This window comes from Caulobacter ginsengisoli (genome assembly GCF_030814835.1).
Classification (GTDB): Bacteria; Pseudomonadota; Alphaproteobacteria; order Caulobacterales; family Caulobacteraceae; genus Caulobacter; species Caulobacter ginsengisoli.
Genome location: NZ_JAUSVS010000003.1, coordinates 83,802 through 104,996, shown reverse-complemented (window position 1 = coordinate 104,996; position 21,195 = coordinate 83,802). Strand labels below are relative to the sequence as shown.

At 68.7% G+C, this 21,195-nt stretch carries 17 protein-coding genes and 1 pseudogene; 5 read left to right on the top strand and 13 right to left on the bottom strand.

The window, feature by feature from the left end; genetic code table 11:
- Positions 1 to 32: 32 nt before the first annotated feature.
- The 3 genes from QO010_RS10310 (at position 33) to QO010_RS10300 (ending at position 3,811) form a co-directional block, all read left to right on the top strand.
- Positions 33 to 731 (top strand): pirin family protein, encoded by a 699-nt coding sequence (locus QO010_RS10310; RefSeq protein WP_307348857.1) that lies wholly within the window; start codon positions 33 to 35, stop codon positions 729 to 731.
- Positions 732 to 916: 185 nt separating this feature from the next.
- Positions 917 to 2,317, top strand: a complete 1,401-nt coding sequence (locus QO010_RS10305; protein WP_307348855.1) for a glutamine synthetase family protein — start codon at positions 917 to 919, stop codon at positions 2,315 to 2,317.
- A 234-nt stretch (positions 2,318 to 2,551) separates the two neighbouring features.
- Positions 2,552 to 3,811, top strand: coding sequence for an NAD(P)/FAD-dependent oxidoreductase (locus tag QO010_RS10300; RefSeq protein WP_307348853.1), 1,260 nt, complete (start codon positions 2,552 to 2,554; stop codon positions 3,809 to 3,811).
- Positions 3,812 to 3,998: 187 nt separating this feature from the next.
- On the opposite strand, the gene QO010_RS10295 is transcribed toward QO010_RS10300, so the two are convergent.
- The 11 genes and pseudogenes from QO010_RS10295 to QO010_RS10245 form a co-directional block, all read right to left on the bottom strand.
- Positions 3,999 to 5,036 (bottom strand): amidohydrolase family protein, encoded by a 1,038-nt coding sequence (locus QO010_RS10295; protein WP_307348852.1) that lies wholly within the window; start codon positions 5,034 to 5,036, stop codon positions 3,999 to 4,001.
- A 2-nt stretch (positions 5,037 to 5,038) separates the two neighbouring features.
- Complete coding sequence (locus QO010_RS10290; RefSeq protein WP_307348850.1) at positions 5,039 to 6,427, bottom strand: aspartate aminotransferase family protein; 1,389 nt, start codon at positions 6,425 to 6,427, stop codon at positions 5,039 to 5,041.
- A 35-nt stretch (positions 6,428 to 6,462) separates the two neighbouring features.
- A complete protein-coding gene (locus QO010_RS10285; RefSeq protein WP_307348848.1) occupies positions 6,463 to 7,584 on the bottom strand; it encodes an ABC transporter ATP-binding protein in 1,122 nt (373 codons plus the stop codon).
- Positions 7,565 to 8,420, bottom strand: a pseudogene (locus QO010_RS10280) (ABC transporter permease); the annotation flags it as partial. The pseudogene QO010_RS10280 and the gene QO010_RS10285, both read right to left, overlap by 20 nt.
- Positions 8,420 to 9,325 carry an ABC transporter permease gene (locus tag QO010_RS10275; RefSeq protein ID WP_307348844.1) on the bottom strand — a complete coding sequence of 302 codons (906 nt, stop codon included), beginning with the start codon at positions 9,323 to 9,325 and terminating at the stop codon, positions 8,420 to 8,422. The gene QO010_RS10275 and the pseudogene QO010_RS10280, both read right to left, overlap by 1 nt.
- A 23-nt stretch (positions 9,326 to 9,348) precedes the next feature.
- The gene (locus tag QO010_RS10270) at positions 9,349 to 10,443 is read right to left on the bottom strand and encodes an ABC transporter substrate-binding protein (RefSeq protein WP_307348841.1); all 1,095 of its coding nucleotides are present in this window, start codon (positions 10,441 to 10,443) and stop codon (positions 9,349 to 9,351) included.
- Between the two features lie 30 nt (positions 10,444 to 10,473).
- Positions 10,474 to 11,847 (bottom strand): glutamine synthetase family protein, encoded by a 1,374-nt coding sequence (locus tag QO010_RS10265; protein WP_370873744.1) that lies wholly within the window; start codon positions 11,845 to 11,847, stop codon positions 10,474 to 10,476.
- A 135-nt stretch (positions 11,848 to 11,982) separates the two neighbouring features.
- The gene (locus QO010_RS10260; protein ID WP_307348837.1) at positions 11,983 to 12,366 is read right to left on the bottom strand and encodes a YkvA family protein; all 384 of its coding nucleotides are present in this window, start codon (positions 12,364 to 12,366) and stop codon (positions 11,983 to 11,985) included.
- Positions 12,363 to 13,043 carry a GntR family transcriptional regulator gene (locus tag QO010_RS10255; protein ID WP_307348834.1) on the bottom strand — a complete coding sequence of 227 codons (681 nt, stop codon included), beginning with the start codon at positions 13,041 to 13,043 and terminating at the stop codon, positions 12,363 to 12,365. The genes QO010_RS10260 and QO010_RS10255 overlap by 4 nt, the downstream gene beginning before the upstream one ends.
- A gap of 57 nt (positions 13,044 to 13,100) precedes the next feature.
- Complete coding sequence (locus QO010_RS10250) at positions 13,101 to 13,790, bottom strand: TorF family putative porin (protein WP_307348830.1); 690 nt, start codon at positions 13,788 to 13,790, stop codon at positions 13,101 to 13,103.
- 84 nt (positions 13,791 to 13,874) lie between these two features.
- Complete coding sequence (locus QO010_RS10245; RefSeq protein ID WP_307348829.1) at positions 13,875 to 14,165, bottom strand: EF-hand domain-containing protein; 291 nt, start codon at positions 14,163 to 14,165, stop codon at positions 13,875 to 13,877.
- A 217-nt stretch (positions 14,166 to 14,382) separates the two neighbouring features.
- On the opposite strand from QO010_RS10245, the gene QO010_RS10240 reads away from it, so the two are divergent.
- Positions 14,383 to 15,438, top strand: coding sequence for an efflux RND transporter periplasmic adaptor subunit (locus tag QO010_RS10240; protein WP_307348827.1), 1,056 nt, complete (start codon positions 14,383 to 14,385; stop codon positions 15,436 to 15,438).
- Positions 15,438 to 18,545 carry an efflux RND transporter permease subunit gene (locus QO010_RS10235; RefSeq protein WP_307348825.1) on the top strand — a complete coding sequence of 1,036 codons (3,108 nt, stop codon included), beginning with the start codon at positions 15,438 to 15,440 and terminating at the stop codon, positions 18,543 to 18,545. The genes QO010_RS10240 and QO010_RS10235 overlap by 1 nt, the downstream gene beginning before the upstream one ends.
- Here the strand turns inward: QO010_RS10235 and QO010_RS10230 are convergent.
- Both QO010_RS10230 and QO010_RS10225 read right to left on the bottom strand, forming a co-directional pair.
- Positions 18,538 to 19,722 (bottom strand): DUF1501 domain-containing protein, encoded by a 1,185-nt coding sequence (locus QO010_RS10230; protein ID WP_307348824.1) that lies wholly within the window; start codon positions 19,720 to 19,722, stop codon positions 18,538 to 18,540. The two genes, QO010_RS10235 and QO010_RS10230, sit on opposite strands and share 8 nt — an antisense overlap.
- 5 nt (positions 19,723 to 19,727) lie before the next feature.
- Entirely contained in the window at positions 19,728 to 21,194 is a 1,467-nt protein-coding gene (locus QO010_RS10225; RefSeq protein WP_307348823.1) for a DUF1800 domain-containing protein, read from the bottom strand.
- Position 21,195: the final 1 nt, after the last annotated feature.

Genomic DNA, 21,195 nt, shown 5'->3' with positions numbered 1-21,195 from the left:
CGTCGGATGGCCGACGCAAGGAAACCTGACAGATGATCGAAGTTCGATCCTTTGAGAGCCTCGGCGGCGCCGACCACGGCTGGCTGAAGGCCAAGCACCACTTCTCCTTCTCCAGCTACCGCGATCCCCAGCGGATGGGCTGGGGCGCGCTGCGCGTCTGGAACGACGACGAGATCGCCGCCAATTCCGGCTTCCCGCCGCATCCGCACGCCGACATGGAGATCATCACCTATGTCCGGAAGGGCGCGATCACCCACCAGGACAGCCTGGGCAACAAGGGCCGCACCGAGGCGGGCGACGTGCAGGTGATGAGCGCCGGCTCGGGCATCCGCCACGCCGAGTACAACCTCGAGCCGGAGGCGACCACGCTGTTCCAGATCTGGATCGAGCCCAACCGGTTCGGCGGCGCGCCCAGCTGGGGCGCGAAACCCTTTCCCAAGGGCGATCGGTCCGGGAAGTTCGTGACGCTGGCCAGCGGCTTCGACAACGACAACGACGCCCTGCCGATCCGCACCGACGCCCGCGTCCTGGGCGCCACCCTGAAGGCCGGCGAGAGCCTGGACTATCCGCTCGACCCCAGCCGCCACGCCTATCTGGTGCCGGCCCTGGGGAGCGTCGAAGTCAATGGCGTCAGGCTGGCGGCCCGCGACGGCGCGGCGATCACCGACCTGAAGACCATCACCATCACCGCGATCGAGGACGCCGAACTCGTCCTGGTCGACGCCGCCTAGAGTTCGTCCTGAGGCCGGGCTGCCCTTGAGGGCCTGGCCTCGCGGGAAGGACGATTAAGCGCCGCCGAGGCTGCCCCAGCCTCGGCGGCGCCCCTATATTCCGCCCCCGGCGGGGGCGGATTGTGATCACATTGCCCGCCGTCGCGGCCCGGGTTAGGCTGGCAAACCTCAACGACAGCCGTGTCATGAAACCCAAAGCCAAAGCGAGGCTCACCTCGCCCAGCGCCGCCCGCGGCGTCGCCTCGATGGCCGAAGCCACCGAGTGGTTCGCCCGTCAGAACATCGAAGAGATCGAATGCGTGGTCCCCGACCTGGCCGGGGTGGCGCGCGGCAAGATCATGCCGGTGCGCAAGTTCCTCGACAGCACCACGATGAACCTGCCGCTGGCGGTCTTCTACCAGACCATAACCGGGGAATATCCCGACCTGGAGGACCTGGTCGGCACGGTGCAGTCCGACACCGACATCTTCCTGACCCCCGACTTCGCCACGCTGGCCGTGGTGCCCTGGGCCCAGGACCCGACCGCCCAGGTCATCCATGACGCCTTCCATCCCGGCGGCCGGCCCGTCGAGGAAAGCCCGCGCCAGGTGCTGCGCCGGGTGCTGGCCCTCTACCATGCCCAGGGCTGGGCCCCCTGCGTGGCGCCGGAGATGGAGTTCTACATCGTCGAGAAGAACATCGATCCAGACTATCCGCTCAAACCCCCGATCGGCCGCTCGGGTCGGCCGGAGACGGGGCGGCAGGGCTATTCCATCGCGGCGGTCAACGAGTTCGATGCCCTGTTCGAGGACATGTACGAATACAGTGAGCGCCAGGGGCTGGAAATCGACACCCTGATCCATGAGAGCGGCGTCGCCCAGATGGAGATCAACCTGCGCCACGGCGACGCCCTGGAGCTGGCCGACCAGGTCTTCATGTTCAAGCGCACCATCCGCGAGGCGGCGATGGAGCACGACATCTACGCCACCTTCATGGCCAAGCCGATGGCCAATGAGCCCGGCTCGGCCATGCACATCCACCAGTCGATCCTGAACCGCGAGACCAAGGCCAACCTGTTCTCGGACGAGACCGGCGAGCCGACAGCGCTGTTCTTCGCCTTCATCGCCGGCCAGCAGAAATACCTGCCGGCGATCATGGCCATCCTGGCCCCTTACGTGAATTCCTACCGGCGCCTCTCGCGGGACTCGGGCGCGCCGATCAACACCCGCTGGGGCTATGACAACCGCACGGCGGGCCTGCGGGTGCCACCCTCCGATGCGGCCAACCGGCGGGTCGAGAACCGCATCCCCTCCTCCGACGCCAACCCCTACCTCGCCATCGCCGCAAGCCTCGCCGCCGGCTATCTGGGCATGGTCCAGGGGCTCAAGCCCACCGACCCGGTGCAGACCGACGCCAACCTGCTGGGCTTCGACCTGCCCCGGGGCCTGACCGAATCCCTGACCCTGTTCGAGACCTGCGGCGAGATGGTCGACATCCTGGGCCCCGCCTTCGTCAGCGCCTACAGCCGGGTCAAGGAGGTCGAGTACGAGACCTTCATGCGCACCATCAGCCCCTGGGAGCGCGAGTTCCTGCTGCTGAACGTGTAGTCGGATGGCGAGGCGGACGGCCAAGCCCCACCACGGTCTCCCTTCCTCCTCGATGGAGGAAGGGCGGGGATGGTGGTGGTGGCAGTGCGTTTCCGGAAGCACGCGGGGAGGCGTGGTCGCCACCCTGAGCCAGTCGCCCAGGCTCCGAGCGCACACCACCAACCCTGCCCTTCCTCCATCGAGGAGGAAGGGTTCTGAAGGGGATGGAGCGCCGTCCGCGCTTATCCGGCATCGATGAGAAACACCGGCCATCCGGCGGGGTCCTGGTACGCTGCCACCGCCGACCTGCCAGAGACGCGACCGGCGCTGAAGAGCGAGGTCCAGGCCGACGTCTGCGTGGTCGGCGCCGGGTTCACGGGCCTGGGCGCGGCGCTGGAACTGGCCCGGCGCGGGGCGAAGGTGGTGGTGGTGGAGGAGGCCACCGTCGGCTCCGGCGGCACGGGCCGTAACGGCGGCCAGGTTCACCCCGGCCAGCGGCGCGAGCAGGATTGGCTGGAGCGGGTGGTCGGAGCCGAAGACGCCCGCCGCTTGTGGACGCTGGCCGAGGAAGCTCGCGCCAACCTCCACAGCCTGATCGGCGAGATCGACTGCGATTGGCGCCCCGGCCTGATCCAGGCCCGCCACCGCCTGGTCGGCGCCGAGCACGAGGCCGCCTACGCCGACCTGCTGGCCGAGCGCTACGACTATCCGCTGCTGGAAGTCGTCGACCGGGAGCGGATGACTCACCTGCTGGGCACGGACCGTTACTTCGGCGGCCTGATCGACCACGGCGGCGGGCACCTGCATCCGCTGAAGCTGGCGCTGGGCATGGCCCGGCTGGCCGAGGCGGCGGGGGCGACTATCCACGAACGGAGCCGGGTCACGGGCCTCGAACCCGGCCGGGTGCGAACGGCCCACGGGTCGGTCGAGTGCGAACGGATGATCCTGACCGGCGACGGCTATCTGGACGGCCTGGTCCCGGCGCTGGAGACGCGGGTCATGCCGATCAACAACTTCATCGCGGTCACCGAGCCGCTGGACGACCCGACCATCCTGCCCAGCGACATGGCCGCCGCCGACAGCCGCTTCGTCATCCGCTACTGGCGCAAGACCCCGGACGGGCGGTTGCTGTTCGGCGGCGGCGAGACCTACACGCCCCGCTTCCCCGCCGACATCGCCGGCTTCGTGCGCCGCCACATGCTGGGGACCTATCCGCAGCTGGCGAGCGCGGCGATCACCCATGCCTGGGGCGGGACGCTGGGCGTGACGACCACCCGCCTGCCCTACGTCGGTGGGCCGATGCCGGGCGTGCTTGCGGCGGCAGGGTATTCCGGCCAGGGCGTGATGCTGGCTCCATATTTCGGCAGGCTGCTGGCCCAGGCGGCGCTGGGCGAGGCGGCCCTGCTTGAGCCGCTCAAGCGCCTGCCGACCCCGGCGTTTCCGGGGGGCAAATGGCTACGCTGGCCGGCTCTGGCAGCGGGGATGAGCTGGTATGCGTTGCGGGACCGGTTGTAGCTCAGCCTCAATCCAACCCAACCCGTCATCCTAGGCCTTGTGCCTAGGATCCCGCGTTCAGCCCGCTCCAAACCGTTGAAAATAAAGCCGAACCGTTGCCGCCCCACGGCCCAGCGCCCGTGCGACGGACGGCGGGATCCTAGGCACAAGGCCTAGGATGACGGTGGAGGGGTAGGATGGGTGGTGGCTAGATGTCCAGCCGGTAAATCTTCCGCGCCGTCCCCGCGAACAGCGCCGCCTTCTCGTCGGCGGAATAGCCCGCCGCCACCCGCTTGAAGGCGTTCCACAGGGTGGCGTAGTCGCAGCTGCCGCTGTCGACCGGGAAGTTGCTCTCGAACATGCAGCGGTCGACGCCGAAGGCCTTCAGGCAGATCTCGACATAGGGCAGCCACTCCTCGGCCAGCTGTTCGGACTGGGCCGGCGGGTCGGACATGAAGCTGGGGAAGCCCGGGAAGACCATGGCCAGGCCGCCGACCTTGACCGCCACGTTGGGCAGGGCCGCCAGGTCCTGGATGCAGCGGGTCCAGGCGGCGAAGCGCTCGTCGCGCTGGCCGGCATAGCGGCCGATGCCCAACGGGGTGCCGACATGGTCCAGCACGATCTGGGTGCCCGGGAAGGCCTTGGCCAGGCTGAGCAGTTCGGGGAGCTGCGGTTCGAGCAGCCAGGCGTCGAACGAGAGGCCCAGCGGCGCCAGTTGGGCGAAGCCCTCGCGGAACGCGCCCCAGCGATAGAGGCCCTCGTTCTGGCGGGCCAGCGGGCCCAGCACGTCCGGATCGCTGTCGAACGAGGCGCTCTGGCGGATGCCCCGGAACCGGCCGCCGCCGGCGGCGATGTGGGCCTCCAGCACCTCGCGGGCCTTGGCGCCGATGGTCAGGTCGACATGGCCGACGATGCCGGCGCAGGCCCGCACCGGGCCGTAGAGGCCGCTGGCGGTCATGGCGGCGACGCCGTTGACGAACTCGGTCTCGCCGACGGGTCGGAAAGCGGCCTCGCCCCCGGCGCGGTACATGGCCCCGCACTCCATGTAGACGGTGCCGATGACGTTGTGGCCGCTGTTCAGATCCGCCAGCAGCTCGTCGAGCAGGTAGCGGGGGACTTTGCGGATCAGGTGGTCGAAGCCGTGTTTGGGCGGCGGCAGGCCGGCGATGAAGGCGGCGGGCCGATCCCACAGGTGGTGGTGCGGATCGATGATCGGCAGGTCGGGTTCGAGGATGGCTTCCGGCATGGTCAAAGCGCCTTGAGAATCGGCATCGCCTCGTCGAGCGACCGCTTGAGGATATCGACCAGTTCGTCGATCTGGGCATGGCTGATGATCAGCGGCGGGCAGCAGACGATGGTGTCGCGGATGCCGCGAACCATCAGGCCGTTCTTGATGCAGAGGTCGCGCACGACCGGCCCGGCCTTGCCCTCCTCGCCGCCGAACCGCCTGTTGGTCCCCTTCTCGGCGACGATCTCGACGGCGCCCAGCAGGCCCAGCGAGCGGGCCTCGCCGACCAGGGGATGGCCGGCCAGGCGGTCGGCGAAGGCCTTGGCCAGATAGGGCCCGGTATCCTCGCGGGTGCGCTCGACCAGCTTCTCGCGCTCCATGATCTCGAGGTTGCGGATGGCCACGGCGGCGCAGGTCGGGTGGCCGCTGTAGGTGTAGCCGTGGACGAAGTCGCCGCCCTTCTCGCGCAGCTCGGCGACGATGTGATCGGCCACGCCGACGGCCGAGATCGGCAGGTAGCCGCTGGACAGCCCCTTGGCCATGGCGATCAGGTCGGGCTTCACCCCGTAGTGCTGGTGGCCGAACCATTGGCCCAGCCGCCCGAAACCGCAGATCACCTCGTCGCAGATCAGCAGGATGCCGTATTTGCGGCAGATGGCCTCGACCGCCGGCCAGTAGCCGTCGGGCGGGATGATCACCCCGCCGGCCCCCTGCACCGGCTCGCCGATGAAGGCGGCGACGTTCTCGGGGCCGACCTGGAGGATGCGGTCCTCGATGGCCTGGGCGGCGCGGGCGGCGAATCTAGCCGGGTCCTCGCCGAACGCGTCGCCGAACAGATAAGGCTGCATGACGTGCTCGATGCCGGGGATCGGCAGGTCGCCCTGGGCATGCATGGCCTTCATGCCGCCCAGGCTCACCCCGGCGACGGTGGAGCCGTGATAGCCGTTCCAGCGGCCGATGAAGATCTTGCGGCTCGGCTGGCCCTTGAGCTTCCAGTAGTGGCGGACCAGCCGGAAGATGGTGTCGTTGGCTTCCGAGCCGGAGCTGTTGAAGAAGACGTGGCTCAGATGGCCGCCCATCAGCCCCGCCACCTTGGTCGCCAGCTCTATCGGCGGCGGCGAGGCGGTCTTGAAGAAGGTGTTGTAGTAGGGCAGCTCCAGCATCTGGTCGTAGGCGGCTTGGGCCAGTTCCTGGCGCCCGTAGCCGACGTTGACGCACCACAGCCCCGCCATGCCGTCGAGGATGGCGTTGCCGTCCCCATCATGGATCACGCAGCCCTCGGCCCGGGTGATGATCCGGCTGCCGCCCATCTCGGCGATCAGCCTGTGGTCGGCCTGGGCGGGCAGATGGTGGGCGACGTCCTGGCGGCGCAGTTCGGCGATGTCGTAGTTGCGGATGGGGGCGTTCACTCCGGTACTCCAGTTCTTCTTGTTCTTTCGGCCGGTCAGGACTGCAGCATGGCCGGCGAGCAGGCGTGCCAGCTGAGCCAGACCGCTTCGCCGACCGCGAAGTCCTCCTGGTCCCAGCGGGTCAGGTTGGAGCGGACGACCTTGACCCGGCGGTCGGTGGCGATCTCGACCTCGTAGGTCGACTCGCTGCCCAGATAGACCTCCTGGCGGATGACGCCGGGGATGACGTTGTAGCCGGCCGGGGCGTCGTCCATCTTGGGGACCGCCTCGCCCTCGGCCCGCTTCTTCAGCTCGATCTTCTCGGGTCGAAGGGCCGCCCAGACCGTGGCGCCCTTGGCCCCCGTGACCCCGTGGTCGAAATAGAGGTCCGCCCCCAGTTCGGCCGAGCGGATGATGGCGTGGTCGGGCTCGTCGACGATCAGCTGGCCCTCGAAGAGGTTCACCGTGCCGATGAAGTCGGCCACGAAGCGGCTGTTGGGGAACTCATAGAGGTCGTTGGGCGTGGCGACCTGCTGTAGCAGGCCCCGGTTCATCACCGCGCAGCGCGTCGCCAGGGCCAGGGCCTCGTCCTGGTCGTGGGTGACCATCATGAAGGTGATGCCGACCTTCTCCTGCAGGGTGGAAAGCTCGGTGCGCATCTGGTCGCGCAGCTTGGCGTCCAGGGCCGAGAGCGGCTCGTCGAGCAGCAGCACCCGGGGCTTCATGACCAGCGCCCGGGCCAGGGCCACCCGCTGGCGCTGGCCGCCGGAGAGCTGGTCGGGCTTGCGGGGGCCCAGGCCGTCGAGCTTGACCAGGCCCAGGGCCTCTTCCACCCGGCGGTCCTGCTCGCCGCGCGGCACACCGGCTATGGAGAGGCCGTAGCGGACATTGTCGGCCACGGTCATGTGCGGGAAGACCGCGTAGGACTGGAAGACCATGTTGACCGGCCGCTTGTTGGGCGGCACGCGGCTGACATCCTTGCCGTCGATCAGGATGCGGCCTTCGGTCGGGCTGTCGAAGCCGGCCAGCATGCGCAACAGGGTGGTCTTGCCGCAGCCCGAGGGGCCCAGCAGGGCGAAGAACTCGCCCTCGTCGACGGTCAGCGAAACGTTGTCGACGGCGACCACCTTGCCGAAGCGCTTGGTGACGTTCTCGAAGCTGATGATCGGTCCGGCCATGGTCAGCCGAGCTCCTTGGCCGGGTTCTGGAACCGCAGGGCGATGAAGGTGAGCAGGACGGTCAGCACGATCAGGATGGTCGAGGCGGCGTTGACCTCGGGCGTCACCGAGAAGCGGACCATCGAATAGACCTTGACCGGGAAGGTCACCGTATCGGGCCCCGCCGTGAAGAAGGTGATGACGAAGTCGTCCAGACTAAGCGTGAAGGCCAGCAGGGCGCCCGCGACCAGCGAGGGCGCCATGTGTGGAATCAGGATGTCCTTGAAGGTCCGCCATTCGCCCGCCCCCAGGTCCTTGGCGGCCTCCTCCAGCTCGCGGTTGAAGCTGGCCAGGCGGGCCCGCACCACCACGGTCACGAACGGAAAGCAGAACGAGATGTGGGCGATGATGATCGAGCCCAGGTTCAGCGGCCAGATCAGGCCGGTCGGCCAGGGCAGCACCTTGGCGAAGAAGACCAGCATGGCCACGCCCATACAGATCTCGGGCACCACGATGGGCAGCGACAGGGCGCCGTCCAGCGCCGTCTTGCCCGGGAAGCGGAAGCGCCAGAGCAGCACCGCCGACAGGGCGCCCAGCACCAGGCTGGCGATGGTGGCGACGAAGGCTATGGTCAGTGAATTGCCCAGCGCCGTCAGCAGGCTCTCATCGGTCAGCGCCTTGCCGTAATATTTGAGCGTGAAGCCCTTCCAGACGACGTTGCGCTTGCTGTCGTTGAAGCTGAACACCATCAGCGAGATCAGCGGCGCGTAGAGGAAGATCGTCACCCCGACGATCCAGGCCTGCAGCGGCCAGCGGCGCAGGTATTCCAGTGGTCCGGGGGGCGCGCGTTTTGCCATCAGCGGCTCTCCGGGGCGCGGCGGTTCAGCACCGCCTGGATCGCGATGGCGGCAAAGGTGAGATACATCAGCATGAAGCTGAGGGCCGCGCCGAACGGCCAGTCATTGGCCCGCTTGAACTGCCGCTCGATGATCGAGGCGATCATCTGGCTGTCGGGCCCGCCCAGCATGTCCGGCGTCAGGTAGGAGCCCAGGGCCGGAATGAAGGTGATCAGGATGCCCGAGGCGATGCCCGGCAGGGCCAGCGGCACGACCACGCGCATCAGGGTGCGCAGGTGGCCGGCCCCCAGGTCCAGGCTGGCCTCGAGATAGGAACGGTCCAGCCGGTCCAGGGCCGCGTAGAGCGGCAGGACCATGAAGGGCAGGTTGACATAGACCAGGCCAAACACGACGGCGAAGTTGTTGTGCAGCAGCTCCAGCGGCGTGAAGACGCCCAGCGGCTGCATCCCCGCCGCCTGCATCAGCCCCGAGGCGCGGTCCCAGAGCCAGTGATATCCCCAGTTGACGTAGCCCTCGGTCCGCAAGACCGCCATCAGGGCGTAGGTGCGGATCAGCAGGTTGGTCCAGAACGGCAGCATGATCAGCAGCAGCAGCCAGGACTTGGTCTTCTCGGACGCGAAGGTGATGGCCAGGGCGACGGGAAAGCCGATCAGCAGGCAGAGGGCCGTGGTCAGGAAGGCGAACCACAGCGACTTGACGAAGATCAGCAGATAGAGCGGCTCCAGCACCCGCGCGTAGTTCTTGAAGGTGCCGGTGATGGCGATATCCACCAGCCCGTCGTTCTGGCCGAAGCTGTAGGCCCAGACGATGCCCAGCGGGATCAGGAAGAAGGCGAACAGCCAGAACACGGTCGGGGTGAAGACCGCCGCGAAGGCTCCCTTGGCCCGGGTCCAGTGCTGCTCCATGTCCGCCCTCCCCCTGCCTCAAGTCATGCGGCGCGGACGCGGGTGATGACTTCCTCGTAGAGCTGGGCCCGCTCGGCGCCCTCGAAGGCCCCGTACTCGCACTTGGCCATCTGGTCGGCGGGCGGGAAGATCACCGGATTGTTCCTGTAGTCGTCCGGCATCAGCGCCTTGGCCGCCGCGTTGGGGGTCGGATAGAGGATGGTCTTGGAAATCTCGGCCCCGGCCTGGGCGTCCAGCAGGTAGTTGATGAACTTGTGGGCGTTGTCGGGCCGCGGCGCCCCGGTCGGGATGCACAGGGTGTCGGAGTTCAGCAGGCTGCCCTCCTTGGGCACGATGAAGCCGATGTCGTCGTCTTCCTTCATCACCTGGGCGATGTCGCCGTTGTATTCGATGACGATATCGACGTCCTTGTTCTGCAGCAGGGTCTGGCCGTCGTCCTCATGGAAGGCCTTCACATAGGGCTTCTGCCTGATCAGCATCGCCTCGATCTGCTTGACCATTTCGGGCGGGATGTCGTTGACCGAATGGCCCAGATACTTGGCCGAGAGGCGCATCAGGTCGGCGGACTCGGATAAGAGGGCGATGCGGCCCTTGTACTGCGGCGAGTCGAACACCCACTTCCAGCTGTCGGGCACGCCCTGCATCTTCGACTTGCGATAGCCCAGGCCCAGCACCAGCCAGGTGTAGGGCATCGAGAACTTGCGGCCTTTATCGTAGTCCGGGTCCAGGAAGGCCGGATCGATGTTCTTCATGTTGGGGATCTTGGCGTGATCCAGCGGCATGAGCAGGCCGGCCTGGCCCATGCGGGTGACGAACTCGTTGGACGGCACCACCACGTCGTAGCCGGGGTTGCCGGCCTTGAGCTTGGCGAACAGCTCGTCGTTGGTGGCGAACAGGCTCATGTTCACGTCCACCCCGGAGGCCTTCTTGAAGTCGGCCAGGGTGGTCTCACCGATGTAGGTGTCCCAGTTGTAGAAGTTGAGCTTGGCCTCCTCGGCCCCGCCCGCCGGCTTGGCGGCCTGCGAACAGGCGCTGGTGAAGGTCAGGCCGATGGCGGCCGCCCCCATGGTGGTCAGCAGCGAACGACGCGAGGCGCCGCGGTTTCCGGTCTTGCTCATCTCACCCTCCACACCCTTGTTTGAAGAAGCTCACGCGTTACGCAGGCACCAGTCGATATCGAGCGCGGTGACCACCTCGTTGAACCGCGCCTGCTCGGTGCGCTTGACCTGGACGAACATGTCCACGAACCGCTCACCCAGATATTTCCGCAGCACCCTGGAGCCGTCGAAGAGGTCGACCGCCGCGAACCAGTTGGACGGCAGACGCACATTCATCGCCTTGGCCGCGGCGTAGCCGTCGCCGCTGACCGGCGGGCCCGGATCGATCTGGCCGGTGATGCCGTGGTGCACGCAGGCCAGGATGGCGGCCATGACCAGGTAGGGGTTGGCGTCGGCCCCGGCGACGCGGTGCTCGACATGGCGGGTCGGCGGCGCCCCGGCCGGGACCCGCAGCGAGACCGTGCGGTTGTTGACCCCCCAGGTCGGGGCGACCGGCGCGTAGGAGTTGGCCTTGAAGCGGCGGTAGCTGTTGGCGTTGGGCGCCAGGATGGCCATGCAGTCGCCCAGCAGCGCCTTCATGCCGCCGATGGCGTGGCGCAGCAGGGGCGAACCGGCGACGTCGTCGCTGGCGCAGAGATTGTTCCCGGACGCGTCGTTGACGCTGACATGCAGATGGAAGCCGCTGCCGGCCCGGTCGGCCCAGGGCTTGGCCATGAAGGTGGCCTCGCAGCCATGGCGCAGGGCCACACCCTTGGCGGCGCGCTTGTAGATCACCGCGTCGTCGGCGGCCTCCAGGGCGTCCGGTTTGTGCTTGAGGGTCAGCTCGACCTGGCCGGGGGCGAACTCCGAGATCGCCCCCTCCAGCGGAATCTCCAACACGTCGGACGTGGCCCAGAGCTCGCGCAGGAAGGGCCCGCAGGCCTCCAGTTCGGGCAGGCCGTAGACCTGGACGCCGGTCGGCCGCTGGCCGGTCAGGGCCGACCGGGCCGGCTGCAGGGCGCCCTCGGCGTCGCGCTCCAGGTCGACCAGATAGTATTCCAACTCACAGGCCACGACGGGGGTCAGGCCATCGGCGGCGAAGCGGTCCAGGACACGCTTCAGCACATGGCGCGGGTCGAGATCGTTGGGGGTCCCGTCCAGCTCGTACATCGACAGCATGACCTGGGCGACGTCCGACCCCAGCCAGGGCGCGGGCTTCAGGGTGCCCGGGACGGGACGGGCCCGGCGGTCGGCGTCGCCGTCCTCCCAGACCAGGCCCGTCTCCTCGCAGTCGGCCCCGTTGGTGTCGACCACCAGGATCGAGCCCGGCAGGAAACGGCCATACTCGTAGATCGGCATCAGCTCGTGGCGCCGCAGCCGCTTGCCGCGCGGCACGCCGGTCATGCTGGTGAAGAACACCTCGACGAACTGGATGTCGGGGTTTTCGTCCAGGAAGGCCTGGCATTCGGAAGGGTCGGCGACCATGGCCCTGTCAGTCATGGAACGACTCTCAAGAGCGGCAGGGACCTCGTCAACCGCAATGCCCAAGCCTCCGGTCACGGCGTTACGCCTGTGATCACAGTTCAGCAGGGCCTGTGGCAAGTCAAGGCGTGGGTCGGCTCACCTGGACAACCTGGTCCAGGCCAGGGCGCCGACCGCCGTCGCCGCGCAGAACCAGAGGATCAGGATGGCGACAAGGCCGGCCCGACTGACGGGACGTTCGTGCCTCATCGCCTGCTCCCGGAATTCGGCCATCAGCGGGGCCGGGATCATCCGGACAACCAGCCAGATACCCGCCGGCAGCAGAATGACGTCGTCGAGGTAGCCGACAATGGGAATGAAGTCCGGGATGAGGTCGATGGGGCTGAGGGCGTAGGCGGCTACGGCGCCGGCCAGGACCTTGGCCATCCAGGGTGTGCGCCGGTCCCGCGCGGCGATCCACAGGGCCAGCACGTCCCGCTTGAGGACCCGCGCCCAGGCCTTGAGCCGTTCGAGCAGGCTCACGCGCCGTTTTCGGACTGACGCATCGCCTCCATGCCCTCGGCGATATCGGCGGCGATGGCGCGGCGGGCGGCCTCGGAATCGGCGGCCTGCAGAGCGTGTATCGCTTCCTGATGGCGGTCGGCGGGTAGCGCCATGGTCCCTAGCCGCTCGAAGACCAGCCGCATGAAGGGGCCGACCTGCAGCCACAGGGTCTCGGCCATGTTGAGCAGCACCTCGGCGCCCGCCGCCCGATAGAGGGTGAAGTGGAAGGTGCGGTTGGCCTGCATGTAGCCGTCCATGTCGCCCTCGCTCATCGCCTTGTCGAGCGCCGCATCGGCCGTGATCAGGGCGGCGATCAGGGCCGGGTCGGCTCTGCGGGCGGCGCGGGCGGCCAGTTCCGGCTCGATCCAGCCGCGGGCCAGGGCCACCTGCTCCAGCCGGTCGGGCTCGAGCCTGGGCACCGACAGCCGCTTGTTGGCCGGGTTGACGACCAGGGCCCGCTCGGCGGCCAGCCGGCGCACCGCATCGCGGACGGGCATGGGGCTGACCCCCAGCTCGGCGGCCAGACTGCGCAGGGAGAGGGCGCGGCCCGGGGCGATCCGCCCGGCGATCAGGGCGTCCCGCAGCCGCGCATAGACCTGGTCATGCACCGCGGCCTGTTCGCTGAGCGGCCGGCGCGGCGGAACGGGCGTCTTCATCGCTGGAGCCTAGTCCCTCGCGGGGCCGGGCACAGCGCGGCGGGCGGTCGCAGTTTATTATGGCAAGGTCGCCTTGAGCGTGGCCACCACCCGGCTGTCGCAGATGTCGCCACAGGCCGAGTCGATGTCATTGTCCGTATACCGAACGTCCAGCGAGACATGGTCGTTGAAGGCGTAGGCGACCCCAAAGTTCCAGGTGGTGTAGTCGCCGCCGGCGTCGAAGGTCTGCTCGCCCAGGGCGCCGCTGACCGTCCATTTGTCGGCAGGCGAACCCGAGGCGTTGATTTCGTAATAGACGGCGCTGCCGATGCCGCCGGAATATTCGGGCGAATAGTAGAGGGCCGCGCCCAGGGTGGCGGGGCCAGCCGGTATCGTGCCAGCGGCCTTGAACTCCCAATAGCCGTAGTCGGCGCCCGACGGCTCGTTGAGGTAGCCATAGTAGAGAGCCCCGAAATCCAGACTGACCGGCCCGGCGGTGGGCGTGACCCCGAAATAGCCGTCGACCTCGGCGCTGGTGTCGTCACCGAAATCGACGTTCGAGGCCCAGACACCCGCATAGAAGATGCCCGAGGAAACATCGGCCCCGCCAAACACCTGCGCCCCGCCGTCGGTCTGGCTGACGCCCCGGAACACATAGTCGGAAGCGACCCCGACATTGAAGCTGACCTCGGGGTCTTCCGCCCGGGCGACCCCGGCCAGGGTCAGTGACGCCACGGCGGCCAGCAGCGTGGTCTTCAAGAGTTTCATGGTCAGCCCTCCCAAGCCGTCCGAAACGATTTGGGCAGGCTAGTCCTGTGATCACATTTGGGAAAGGGGCAGGCTACAGGCGCGCTATGGCGTCTTGGTCTGGTCCGTCTTCAGCTTCTTGGCCTGGTCCGCCTTCATCTTGACGATACCAACCTTCAGCTCTTCCAGCGTGATCTTGCCGTCGCCGTTGGTGTCGACCCGGGGAAACTCATCGGCCTTGCGCTTGGTCGTGGCCCACTCGGCTGGCGTGATGAACCCATCCTTGTTCTTGTCCCAGGCCTTGAAAATGGTTTCAGCGGGCGGAATCCGCGCCTGAGCCGCGAGGGGCGCGGCGAGGCCGATCAGGACGATGACGGAAGCGAACGCGCGGCGCATGGGGAACTCCAGACCGATAAGCAGGCAGTGGCGGCAGCATGACCCAGCCGCTGAAACGGGAACAGCCCGATGTTCGGTTGCGTTGCAAATTAGGTCTTCCAACCCCAGCTAGGCCCGGAAGGCCATGCGCCGCCGGGGGCTTTCGGGTATTGGGGCCGGCGAACGCTACGGAGCACAGTGAGTCATGACCGGGATTGAACCCCGTCGGGTTGGGACGTTGATCTTGGTCGCCTGCGCCCTGGCCCTGGCCGGCTGCGGCGGCAAGCCCGCCAAGACCGCCGCCGCGCCGCCACCCAGCCAGACCATCACCGTCGCCGTGGCCGGGGTCGAGACCCTGCCCCGCCAGATCGCCGTCTCCGGCGACATCGCCCCCTGGCAGGAGGCGCCCGTGGGGGCGGAGGTCGGCGGGCTGACGGTGGTCGAACTCTATGCCGATGAGGGCGTCTATGTGCGCCAGGGGCAGCTGCTGCTGAAGATGGACGACACCCTGCTGCGGGCCCAGCTGCGCCAGGCCGCGGCGGGCGTGGCCAGCGCCAAGGCGACCCTGGCCCAGGCCAGCGCCGACCTGGACCGCGCCCAGGAACTGCATGACCGCGGCTACCTCGCCCAGGCGGCCCTGGATCAGAAGAAGGCTGCCCAGGGCAATGCTCAGGCGGGCGTCGCCCAGGCTGAAGCGGCAGAGGCCGAGGCCAGGGCGCGGCTGGCCCAGTCCAGCCTCAAGGCGCCGGTATCGGGGCTGGTCTCAGCCCGCAAGGTGGTCAAGGGCCAGATCGTCGCCGCCGGGACCGAGCTGTTCCGCATCGTCCGCGACGGCCGGCTGGAGCTGAACGCCGCCGTCCCCGAGGACCAGCTGCACATCATCCGCGCCGGCATGCCGGCCAGCATCACCGCCGACGGCCTGAGCACGGTCGCCGGAACCGTGCGCATCGTGCCGCCGCAGGTGGACGCCAAGAACCGGCTGGGCGTGGCCCGCATCACCCTGACCGCGCCCGGTCCCTTCCGGCCGGGCATGTTCGCCCGCGGTTCGATCCAGGTCGGCATGCAGCCCGGCGTCACCGTGCCCCAGTCGGCGGTGATCTATCGCGACAGCAGCCCGGGCGTCTTCGTCATCGACGCCAACAACGTCGCCCATTACCGCACCGTGGCGACCGGCGTGCGCAGCGGCGACCGCATCGAGATCGCCCAGGGCGTCAAGCCAGGCGAGCGGGTGGCGCTGTCCGGCGCCGGCTTCCTCTCCGACGGAGACCACGTGCGGCTGGCCGGAGCCCGCTGATGTTCCGCAACATCTCCGCCTGGTCGATCCGCAATCCGGTCCCGACCATCCTGCTGTTCGTGGTCCTGACCATCGCCGGGACGGCGGGCTTCCTGAAGATGCGGGTCAACAACTTCCCCGACATCAGCTTCCCCCTGGTGGTGGTCTCGGCCGGCCAGCCCGGGGCCGCCCCGCCGGAGCTGGAGACCCAGGTCACCCGGGTCATCGAGGACAGCCTGGCCGGGCTGGACGGGGTGCGCCACATCCGCTCGACCGTCGGCGACGGCGTCTCCGCGACCTCGGTGGAGTTCAACCTCGGCGTCGACCTCGAACGGGCGACCAACGACGTGCGCAACGCCGTCTCCAAGGTGCGCGCCAACCTGCCCCAGGACATCCCCGAGCCCAACGTCCAGCGCATCGACATCAGCGGCCAGCCGCTGATCACCTACGTGGTGCGGGCGCCGACGCTCAACCCCGAACAGATCAGCTGGTTCGTCGACAACGACGTCACCAAGACCCTGCTGTCCATCCAGGGCGTCGGCCAGGTCAATCGCGACGGCGGCGTCTCGCGGGAAATCCGGGTCAAGCTGGACCCCGACCGGCTGGCCGCCATGGGCGTCACCGCCGCGCAGATTTCCGGCCAGCTGAAGGCCATCAACGCCAACCTGCCCGGCGGCCGCGCCACCCTGGGCGGCGAGGAGCGGTCGATCCGCACCCTGGGCGGCGCCGACACGGTCGAGCAGCTCAAGGCCACCCGCATCAACCTGCCCGACGGCCGCACCCTGCGCCTGGGCGACGTGGCCATCGTGGAAGACGCCTGGGGTGAGCCGCGCTCGCTGGCCCGTTTCAACGGCGAGCCCGTCGTGGGCTTTTCCATGCTGCGCACCCGCGACGGCAGCGAGGTGGCGGTCTCCAAGAAGATCCGCGCCGCCCTGGCCAAGCTGGACGCCAGCCGCGCCGACCTGAAGATCGAGGAGGTCACCTCGACGGTGCAGTATGTCGAGGACAGCTATGACGCCTCGATGGAGGCGCTGGGCATCGGCGCGGTGCTGGCGGTGCTGGTGGTCTGGCTGTTCCTGCGCGATTGGCGCGCGACCGTGATCACCTCGATGGCCATCCCGTTGTCGCTGATCCCCACCTTCGCCATCCTGGCCCCGCTGAACCAGTCGTTCAACGTGGTCACCCTGCTGGCCCTCAGCCTGACCATCGGCATCCTGGTCGACGACGCCATCGTCGAGATCGAGAACATCGTCCGCCACATACGCGAGGGCAAGGCCCCCTACCCCGCCGCCATGGAGGCCGCCGACGAGATCGGGCTGGCGGTCGTGGCCACCACCTTCACCATCCTGGCGGTGTTCGCCCCCGTCGGCTTCATGGGCGGGGTGGTCGGGCAGTTCTTCAAGTCCTTCGCGCTGGCCGCCTGCGTGTCGGTCGCCTTCTCGCTGCTGGTGGCGCGGATGATGACGCCGCTGATGGGCGCCTATTTCCTGCGCTCGGACGCCAAGCCGCATGGCGAGCCGTTCTGGATGGCCCGTTATCTCAAGGCCCTGGAATGGTCGCTGCGGCACAGGCTGGTGGCCTTCTTCGCCGGCATCCTGCTGTTCATCGGGGCGGTGTGCATGCTGCCCTTCCTGCCCTTCGACTTCATCCCCAACGAGGACCAGGGCTACAGCACCATCTCGGTCGAACTGCCGCCGGGCTCGACCCTGGGCGAAACCGACCGGGTCGTGGGGCAGCTGACCACCCTGCTGCGCCAACGCAAGGAGATCAGCGCCGTCTACGCCTCGGAGGGCTCGTCCCTGACCCCCAGCGGACCGGGCGGCGGCGGCGGGGCCCTGGCCGAGGTGCGGCGGGCCACGGTGACGGCGGTGTTCGTCCCCCGCTCCAGGCGCGACTTCTCCCAGATCGAGATCGAGCGCCAGGTGGCCGAGAAGGCCCGGGGCATTCCCGGCGCCCGCATCCGCTTCGGCGCCGACGGGTCCAATCCCGGCATCAGCATCGTGCTGACCGGCGACAATGGCGCGACCCTGGCCCAGGCGGCCCGGTCGGTCGAGCGGCAGATGCGCGCCGTGCCGGGCCTGGCCAACGTGGTCAACACCGCGGACATCGCCCGGCCGGAAATCCTGGTGACGCCCAAGCTGGAACAGGCGGCCCTGCTGGGCGTCTCGGCCCAGGCCATCTCCCAGACCGTGCGGGTGGCCACCATCGGCGACGTCGACCAGCTGCTGCCCAAGTTCAACCTCGGCGACCGGCAGATCCCCATCCGCCTGACCCTGACCGACAAGGGCCGCGACGACCTCAGCGTCCTGCAGACCATGCAGGTGCCGACCCTGAGCGGCGGCTCGGTGCCGCTGAACTCGGTGGCCGACATCCAGTTCGGCTCGGGCCCCTCGCAGATCGACCGGACCGACCGCAGCCGCAGCGCCACCATCCAGGCCGAGCTGAACGGCCTGGCCCTGGGCGAGGCCAGTCAGAAGGTGAACGAACTGCCGGCGGTCAAGCAGCTGCCGCCAGGGGTCAAGCAGGAACCGGCGGGCGACGTCGAGAGCCTGATCGAGATGGTGACCAACTTCATCCTCGCCTTCTTCACCGGCATTCTGCTGATGTACGCGGTGCTGGTCCTGCTGTTCAAAAGCTTCTTCCAGCCCATCACCATCCAGGCGGCCCTGCCGCTGGCCATCGCCGGCGCCTTCGCGGGCCTGCTGATCGCCGGCCGGCATATGTCGATGCCGGCCCTGATCGGCATCCTGATGCTGATGGGGATCGCGGCGAAGAACTCCATCCTGCTGGTCGAATACGCCATCGAGGCCATGAAGAAGGGCGTCAGCCGCCACGACGCCCTGGTCGACGCCGCTCACAAGCGGGCCCGGCCGATCGTGATGACCACCGTGGCCATGGGCGTGGGGATGATGCCCGTGGCCCTGTCGCTGGGGGCCAACGCCGGGTTCCGCGCGCCCATGGCCATCGCGGTGATCGGCGGGCTGATCACCTCGACCCTGCTCAGCCTGCTCTATGTGCCGGTGGTGTTCGTCATCGTCGACATCGCCGAGACCTGGCTGCGCAACGCCACGCTCAGGAAGCTGGCGCCGCAGACCGAGATGCCGCCGCCGTCCAACCTCGTCAGCTGAACAGGTCCCGCATCGCCGGGGCGGCCGCGCTGTCGGGGAACACTACCCGGTCGACGTGGGCAGGCTCGACGCCCAGATGCTGTGTCAGGGCCGCCTTCATGACCCCGCGCAGGTCGTTGGTGGGCATGAGGTCGCGGCCATCGCGCAGCGCTGAGGATTTAAGGCCCGGCCAGTCGGCGATCACTCGTCCGCCGGCCACCGCCCCGCCGACCAGGAAGGCCGCCCCGCCCGTGCCGTGGTCGGTGCCGGCCGTGCCGTTGCGGGCCACGGTGCGGCCGAACTCGGTGACGGCCAGGATGGCGGTGTCCTTCCAGCGCTCGCCCATGCCCTCGGCGAAGACCTCTATGCCGCCGTCCAGGCCGCGCAGGTTACGCTGCAGGACGCTGTAGGGCCCGGCCTGGGCGGCGTGGGTGTCCCAGCCGGTGGACTCGACCACCGCCACGGCGGGGCCGTCCGGCGCGGCCATGAACTTGGCCGCCGCGGCCATCAGCACCCCGAAGCCTTCGCCCGGTCCGCCGCCCATGCCGGCGGCGGCGGCCTGGGCCTCGCCGGCGGCGGCCAGGGCTTTGGCTAAGGCCGGATCGGTCTCACCATAGAGGCCCTGCACCCGGGCGATCAGGTCGGCGTCGGGGGGCGGCAGCACCGAGGGCGACCAGCTGGTCACGGGCGCGGCGCCGCGCAGGATCAGCGGCATTGCCGGCGCGATGGCGATAGCGAAGTCCCTGCGTCCCGTCCTCAGCGCCGCCGGCAGCCCGGCCAGCGAGCGGTTCAGCCAGCCGTCGGCCAGGCCATAGGGCCGGGGCGAGCCGTTCTCCAGCAGGTTCTGGCCGTCGAAATGCGAGCGGTCGCGATAGGGCGAGGCGATGGCGTGGAAGACCACCAGCTCCTTGGCCGCGTAGCGTCCCGCCAGACCCGGAAGTTCGGGGTTCAGCCCGAAGAAGCCGTCGAGGGCCAGGCCGCCGCCCGCTTCGCCGGGCCGTGGAATGGCCAGGCCGTTGCGGGCCCGCTCGAAGTCCGGGTCGCCCCAGGCCGGGACCGCCGAGAGGCCGTCCATGGCCCCGCGCAGGAGGACGACCACCAGCCGCTTGTCGGTGGGCGCGCTGGCGAAGGCGAAGCGGGGAACCGCGGCGCCGGCGATGGAGAGGCCAAAGGTCGTGAGAAGCTGTCTGCGGTCCATGTCGCTCACCGCCGTTGGAATTCAGGACTGACGAGCAGGATGGCCAGGCCCTGGGCCGGACTCTCGGCCCGCTGGATGGCCTTGCGGGTGGCGTCGGTCAGGCCCGGCCCCAGCAGCGCCTCGCCCAGCGCCACCGGATCGCCGCTGGCGGTCGCCATGTATTTCGACACGGTGGAGGCCCATTCCAGCCGCTTCCAGACCGGATCGGGGCCGATCCATTCGCCCTCGACGTCAGCCCAGCCGTCGGGCCCCGGCGCGTAGTAGGGTCGCTGGCCCATCTTGCCGAGCAGCGCCGCCAGCTGCAGGCCGTTCAGGGGCGGCCCGCCCATGCCCCGCACGGCCGAGATCAGATACGGCTCGGGCGGCTTCATCTTGCGCGGGGTCGGGTCCCAGGCCTCGGGCAGATCGACCAGGGCCGTGCAGACCGACTTCAGGTCGCCGATGGAGACCTGGAAGACCTTGGCGATGGTGTCGACGGCCCTTGGCGGCGGATCGTCGGCGATGAAGTGGCGGACCAGCTTTGTCGCGATGAACTTCGCCGTCGCCGGATGGCGGGCCAGCATGGTCAGCGCCTCGGCCCCCTGGCTGACATCCTGCTGCGGGAAGCGCTGGCCCAGCAGGGTCTGGGGCCCGGGCTCGTGCGCATACGGCTGGAAACGGAAGAGGCCGGTCTCGCCCCCGCCCTTGCCGTCCTGGGCCACGGTGAAGCCGGTGAGGATGTTAGCCAGGGCGATGACGTCGTCCTGGCTGTAGCCGCTGCGGACGCCCAGGGTGTGCAGTTCGAGGATTTCCCGGGCCAGGTTCTCGTTGAGGCCCTTGAGCAGCTCGCGCAGCGGCTTGGGCACCAGGTCGGGCCGCATGCCGACCAGGGAATGGCGGCCGACCGAGATGTAGTTGTCCAGATAGATCAGCATCCCCGGATGGGTGCAGGAGGCGATCAGCATCGCCTCGAAATGGTCCATGGCGTGCTTGCGGGCGACATCGCGCTCGAAGGACGGCGGCATGGCCTGGGTGATCGGCTTGGCCGAGGAGACGGTGAAGTGGTTGCCCCAGAAGTGGGTCAGCCGCTCGAAGTAGGGCCGGTCGGTGGTGGTCGCCACCTGGAACCGCGCCGCCAGGGCCTGGGCGTAGCGCGGGCCGAAGAAGGCGATGAAGGACTGCTCGACGCTGAAGCCGGGCTGGGAGGCGGGAGAACCGGGTTTGGCCCCGGGCATGGGCCCGCCAGACATAGACGGGGCCTTGGCGTAGGCGTTGATGCTGCCGGTCAGGCCCGCCTGCCTGATCCACTTCTGGAAGGCCCCGGCGTCATCCGCCGTCGAGGGCAGGGCGGCGAGCGGGGCGGGCAGGGCCGGCTCGGGCGTCAGCTGCGCCTTCAGCCAGCCGCGCGGATCGCCGGCGATGGCCTTCAGGTCGCCGGGCCGGGCGCCCAGGCCGAAGCGGTTGGCGGCGATGGCCGCGTCCTGCAGGCTCATG

What these genes read in the sequence shown, in the direction of transcription:
- QO010_RS10275 (WP_307348844.1), bottom strand. Translation starts at nt 9,325, where the DNA reads ATGGAGCAGCACTGGACCCGGGCCAAGGGAGCCTTCGCGGCGGTCTTC.
- QO010_RS10310 (WP_307348857.1), top strand. Translation starts at nt 33, where the DNA reads ATGATCGAAGTTCGATCCTTTGAGAGCCTCGGCGGCGCCGACCACGGC.
- QO010_RS10300 (WP_307348853.1), top strand. Translation starts at nt 2,552, where the DNA reads ATGAGAAACACCGGCCATCCGGCGGGGTCCTGGTACGCTGCCACCGCC.
- QO010_RS10235 (WP_307348825.1), top strand. Translation starts at nt 15,438, where the DNA reads ATGTTCCGCAACATCTCCGCCTGGTCGATCCGCAATCCGGTCCCGACC.
- QO010_RS10295 (WP_307348852.1), bottom strand. Translation starts at nt 5,036, where the DNA reads ATGCCGGAAGCCATCCTCGAACCCGACCTGCCGATCATCGATCCGCAC.
- QO010_RS10305 (WP_307348855.1), top strand. Translation starts at nt 917, where the DNA reads ATGAAACCCAAAGCCAAAGCGAGGCTCACCTCGCCCAGCGCCGCCCGC.
- QO010_RS10230 (WP_307348824.1), bottom strand. Translation starts at nt 19,722, where the DNA reads ATGGACCGCAGACAGCTTCTCACGACCTTTGGCCTCTCCATCGCCGGC.
- QO010_RS10265 (WP_370873744.1), bottom strand. Translation starts at nt 11,847, where the DNA reads ATGGTCGCCGACCCTTCCGAATGCCAGGCCTTCCTGGACGAAAACCCC.
- QO010_RS10225 (WP_307348823.1), bottom strand. Translation starts at nt 21,194, where the DNA reads ATGAGCCTGCAGGACGCGGCCATCGCCGCCAACCGCTTCGGCCTGGGC.
- QO010_RS10245 (WP_307348829.1), bottom strand. Translation starts at nt 14,165, where the DNA reads ATGCGCCGCGCGTTCGCTTCCGTCATCGTCCTGATCGGCCTCGCCGCG.
- QO010_RS10285 (WP_307348848.1), bottom strand. Translation starts at nt 7,584, where the DNA reads ATGGCCGGACCGATCATCAGCTTCGAGAACGTCACCAAGCGCTTCGGC.
- QO010_RS10270 (WP_307348841.1), bottom strand. Translation starts at nt 10,443, where the DNA reads ATGAGCAAGACCGGAAACCGCGGCGCCTCGCGTCGTTCGCTGCTGACC.
- QO010_RS10255 (WP_307348834.1), bottom strand. Translation starts at nt 13,043, where the DNA reads ATGAAGACGCCCGTTCCGCCGCGCCGGCCGCTCAGCGAACAGGCCGCG.
- QO010_RS10250 (WP_307348830.1), bottom strand. Translation starts at nt 13,790, where the DNA reads ATGAAACTCTTGAAGACCACGCTGCTGGCCGCCGTGGCGTCACTGACC.